General features: G+C 36.2%; 6 protein-coding genes. All 6 read right to left on the minus strand.

Annotated elements, in window-relative coordinates; translation table 11 throughout:
* Positions 1–178: 178 nt before the first annotated feature.
* Positions 179–1,210: a site-specific integrase gene (locus D7Y06_RS23875; protein WP_120410001.1), complete on the minus strand. Its 1,032-nt coding sequence runs from the start codon at positions 1,208–1,210 to the stop codon at positions 179–181.
* Positions 1,211–1,271: 61 nt separating this feature from the next.
* On the minus strand, positions 1,272–2,360 hold the full coding sequence (locus D7Y06_RS23880; protein WP_120410002.1) for a virulence RhuM family protein: 1,089 nt from the start codon (positions 2,358–2,360) through the stop codon (positions 1,272–1,274).
* A gap of 108 nt (positions 2,361–2,468) precedes the next feature.
* Positions 2,469–3,191 (minus strand): hypothetical protein, encoded by a 723-nt coding sequence (locus tag D7Y06_RS23885; protein ID WP_120410003.1) that lies wholly within the window; start codon positions 3,189–3,191, stop codon positions 2,469–2,471.
* A 285-nt stretch (positions 3,192–3,476) separates the two neighbouring features.
* On the minus strand, positions 3,477–3,833 hold the full coding sequence (locus D7Y06_RS23890; RefSeq protein ID WP_120410004.1) for a hypothetical protein: 357 nt from the start codon (positions 3,831–3,833) through the stop codon (positions 3,477–3,479).
* Positions 3,834–3,980: 147 nt separating this feature from the next.
* Entirely contained in the window at positions 3,981–4,400 is a 420-nt protein-coding gene (locus tag D7Y06_RS23895) for a restriction endonuclease (protein WP_243119494.1), read from the minus strand.
* A partial coding sequence (locus D7Y06_RS26245; RefSeq protein ID WP_158591483.1) for a hypothetical protein occupies positions 4,381–4,856 on the minus strand: 476 nt, incomplete at its 5' end. The genes D7Y06_RS23895 and D7Y06_RS26245, both read right to left, overlap by 20 nt.

Here is a 4,856-nt window from a genome sequence, read left to right on the forward strand (position 1 = left end):
CAGGGAACCCCGTGCCAATTAAAAGAAAAACACAATATGTTGTAGTTGCTTGAGTTAGGTTGTTAACATTGATTATTGAATAATAAAAAAACAGGATGTCATATTATAAATGGAATACATGATTTTAGCAAAAAACTACCCGACTATATGAAGTTGACGACAAAACCATATTTAACCGTTATTTGGATATGATTTGAACTGTAAACACAAGAAAAATAATGTAAATATTGAAAAATATCAGAAAAAAGCAGTGTAAAAAGGCAGAAAAACAACAAAAAATAGTGACGTGAGTATGCCGCAGGTCGTGTACCCGGATCGGCGTCAGCCCTGCCTTTTCAGATGCCCGCTTTATTTCCTTTTCCAGGGCGGATTTTGTGAAGTAGAAAATCCGGTCTCCCTTTCCAATCCCATAGAGCTTTGATATATACTCATGGATATTGTCATATAGAAAATCTGGGATAGAGATACACCGCCTGGCTTTGGGAGTCTTTGGTTCCAGAAATAATTCCTCCCCTTTTACTTTTGCAAAATTCTTATTGATATCTATCCGTTTTGTGGGAAGAATGTCTGCAGGGGTGAGCGCCAGCAGCTCCCCGGACCGCATCCCGGTATAAAACAGCATATCAAAAGCCAGTTTTACGGATGATTTCTGGATGGCGCCGGAAAACTGCTCATATTGTTCCTGTGTCCAGATATGCATTTCATCCGCTTTGCTCTTTCCCATGCTCCCGGCTGCCTTGCAGGGGTTGGACGGAAGCTGGTAATGGGACACAGCGTAGTTCATCAGGGCGGACAGTTGGTTATTGACGGTTTTTAGGTAAGTCTGAGAAAAAGGCTTTCCGTTTTCATCCCGATAGGAAATCAACTCATTCTGCCATTTCCGGATTTTAATGGTGTCAATATCACATACTTTCAGCCTAGCAAAGTAAGGGAGCAGCTTTCCTTCAATGATAAAACGTTTGTTTTCCATTGTGGTAGGCTTTAGACGGTGTTCCATGTCTTCCAGGTAATTTTCTACCAGAGAAGAAAAGAGGATGTCGCTGGTATTGTTCTGCTGGTTAAAGAAGGAACGTTCATACTCTTTTGCATCTCGCTGTGTTTTGAATCCTCTTTTACAGGTATGTTTATTTTGTCCGGTCCAGTCCGTATAATTAAAGGCAGCATACCACATAGTTTTACCATTTTTAAGGGTGCATTTGTAGGCCGGCATAATTTGACCTCCGATTTTCATTGTTATATTTTGATGTCATGAATAAGCGGTGCGGATTTTTCTATTTCAAATACTTTTCAGTTAACTTATCAAAATCTGAAGAATATGTTTTATCTTGTAATATTCTATATTTCTTATATTCTTCTATGGCGAGGGAATTAGCTACTTCCCTGGAAACACTTCCAAGGTTTTTCAGCAAATCATATTCATTAAATTGCAAAAAAGAATCTAATTTATCTACCCAATCTTTCATAGCCATTAATTTATTGCGCTTTGCTTGGTTCTCAGCATAATCAAGATACATATTGACAATATCGTTTAGATTAGACAGTTCTTCTTTTGAAAGATAATTTTTAGATATTGTTACATCTGATTTTAGGATTTTGCCATCTGGGGCGTTTTTCCATGTCTTGAGTCCCATATGCTCTGTGGAATCATCAACTCTTTGGTGAATGATTTCAGGAGCAGTTTGTCCAGTAATAGCGAAAATGAGTTTATTCTGCACGGTCTTGAAAAATGTTCTTGTAAGCTCGCTTTTAGGATCATAGTCATAACTGCATTGTGCGTAGATGTCAGTTATTTTTTGATAAAAACGTCGTTCACTTGCACGGATTTCTTTTATGCGCTCCAGTAATTCGTCAAAGTAGTCTTTCCCAAATTTTGTGCCATTTTTGAGCATATCGTCGTTTAGAATGAATCCTTTTATCATATATTCTTTTAAGGTGGCTGTTGCCCATTGCCGAAATTTCGTGGCTTGTACTGAATTAACTCGGTATCCGACTGAAATAATGGCATCTAGGTTATAGTATTGTGTATTATATTTTTTTCCATCGGAAGCAGTATGTGCAAAAATTGCACATACTGAATCTTTATCCAATTCACCATCTTTAAAAATATTAGATAAATGCTTTGTTATTACGCTTCGATCAACTTGGAATAATTCTCCTATGGCTTTTTGGGTTAGCCAGAAAGTTTCATTGTGAAAGAATACAGAAACATTTATATTTCCATTTTCAGTTTGATACAAAACAACTTCTTTTTCGGGAGCCTCTTCTGAAGTGGCATGGGAATCGGCTTTTGGCTCCTGCGGTAAGTTTTTGTGAAGAATTTTTTGAGCAAAGGCATTCAATTGTAAATTGAAATCGTCCATTTATAAAATCTCCTTTTGATATGTATATTTTATAAGCGGCATACCACATGGTTTTCCCGTTTTTTAGGGTATATTTGTAGGCTAGCATGGTTCCTCCTATATGTATTGCTAGATTGCCTGCTGTTTTACGAAACCGACAATGTCGCTATTTGACTGCATGATGTTCTCGTCAGGTTCCATTTCAGCGATCGACATCCAATGATACGTTTTACCGTCAATACAAAAAGAGTCCTGTGTGATTTCTGGATTGCCTTTAATTTGAAATCTGTAGAACCGATGAAGGTATACTTTTTCTTTTTGTGAGGAAACAGAGTACTTGGAATGGAGTTTTTGAAATAGGAAACAACCGTTTTCGGTTGTTGTCTTTAATTCCATCCGAATATGATGTTGTATATTGGATATGTTTTCTTCCTCACTTGCAGAAATAGTGTGATAGTTGGGAAAAAGGCGGCAATGCCATCTTGGGTCGTCATATACGAGAAAGCGGTTTGAATTTTTATTAAAATCATCTTTGATTAAAATAATAGAAAGCGGATGCTTTTCCATTTCGTTGATTTCCTCCAATAGTTCTAAAAGTTTGTGCCTGTTAAAGTCTGAGTATTTCCAGGAACGGTATAAGTGATAAGTTCCCCACATAAGGTACAGTATTGCGATAACAATGGGTGTTATTTGCAACCATTTTACGCTATGAAAATCTGAAAGAGCAATAGTTATGAAAAAACCGATTCCAGCAATAATGGAATCAAGTCCATCCAGCTTTTGTGGGCCGATGAACTCTCTGTACTCAGAGAAAATTAATTTTATGCGTTCTATATCTAATAGCAGCTTCATTTTTTTGTGTTTTCAGTCCTTTCCGTTTGTATTGCCTACCGCTAGGGCTGTAGACGGATAGGGTTCACATAATTATTTTATAGAAAATGTTGAAAAGTTGCAATAATATGTTATAATGTACTTAACAAGGTAGCCGGAAGGTGAATGCGCCTCACCTGCTCTGGCGAATTAAGACGTTAAAAATAGCTGTCCAATCGGCCAAGATTTAAGGACGGCTATTTTTTATGGTTGACATAATCTAAAATGGCCACAATCAGTTCTAAAATTTGTTAGACGTCTGATGAATTAATCAATATTCTTAAATAAACCGCCTCCAACACTAATAGACATCTTTGGAGTATTGGTCTGTGATGAGGTTTTATAGCCGCTGACCTCGATTTCTCCAGAGGTTCTGTTGAATTTAACTCCTATGTTCATGTTTTCGGTCACATCTATGTCTGTCTGGGTTTTTCTCATTCCTGAAGAAAATAGTAAAGTATGTGCACCAGTGGTTAAGGGGATAGTTATGCTGCTGTTATTTTCTATATTGTACTCACCTACAGAATCCACAATAATTTTTATTTTTGGATTTATCAGAAACTTTTGTTTTTCTCTTGTGACTATGATATCGTAGGTTCCACGGTCTTCTCTCCTTAATGGCATACCGCAATTTGGACATGTAGCTGCCTTGTCTGAAATTTATTTCCCGCATTCTGGGCATTTGATTAAACTCATTTGTTTTTCCTCCTAAATATAATTTTTATTGAAAGTCAAAAAAGATTGACTTATTTATCTGTATAATAAAATGATTTATATGTGCTGTTGTAGCTGATTCAAAAAATTACCATTCCATAAAAGAACTCCCAAGGAATCCGCCAATTCCTTGGCAGAATCGGTAAATTCATTATTTGTAAGAACTGCCCCTATTTGGCATTTATAAAAATCCTTTCCGGAATAAGCTTCCTGTACAGCAGAATTTCCTACACGGCTGGAATATAATTTGCACTGGATTCCATATTTGACATTTTCTTTAAATGCAATGATGTCAATTCCTTGGTCACCACTGTCCTTGGTTACACTGACAGAAGTAAAACCATTTAACGATAATAGGCGGGCACAATATTTTTCAAAATCATATCCAGTCATATTTAAATTTGAAATTTCGGACGGTATAGCACTGAGCTGATTGGCTGTAAGGGTTTCCAAGGTTTTACGATGCAGTTCTTCCAAAAAAAACGAGATTTTCAGAATTGAGTGATTTATTGTCTTTCATTTCAAAATACATTTTATCCAATTTATTTAGTTTTCCCTTTGTAGTTTTTAATCCTTCAAGTTCATGTGTAATGTTGCGTTCGATAGCTTGATTAATAATTGTAATCTTATTTTTTTGGATATAGTCCTTTGTATTTGACAGAGGTTCTTTTGGTTTGTAGCCAGCGGCAACGAGTTCTTCATTTGTATAAACGTTCAGCTTATCAATCGTGTTGCAAGCCATCTTGATTCGGTTAATTACTGTACCCACGCTATTTGAATTGTTCATTAATTCCGTGCTTTCAAATAAAATATCCATTTGCCTTTTTATTGTTTCATTTTTTAGTTCTTGAGACATATGTGTATTTGATGAATTGATGCTGGGAGATTTTAGTTTTTCATCTCTGCTTTTTTCTAATACAGAGATAATATAAC

The sequence above is a fragment of the Roseburia sp. 1XD42-69 genome (assembly GCF_003612565.1).
Taxonomy (GTDB): domain Bacteria; phylum Bacillota; class Clostridia; order Lachnospirales; family Lachnospiraceae; genus Roseburia_B.

Coding starts and splice junctions, on each gene's coding strand:
- D7Y06_RS23875 (WP_120410001.1), bottom strand. CDS start 1,210: ATGCCGGCCTACAAATGCACCCTTAAAAATGGTAAAACTATGTGGTAT.
- D7Y06_RS23880 (WP_120410002.1), bottom strand. CDS start 2,360: ATGGACGATTTCAATTTACAATTGAATGCCTTTGCTCAAAAAATTCTT.
- D7Y06_RS23885 (WP_120410003.1), bottom strand. CDS start 3,191: ATGAAGCTGCTATTAGATATAGAACGCATAAAATTAATTTTCTCTGAG.
- D7Y06_RS23890 (WP_120410004.1), bottom strand. CDS start 3,833: ATGCCATTAAGGAGAGAAGACCGTGGAACCTACGATATCATAGTCACA.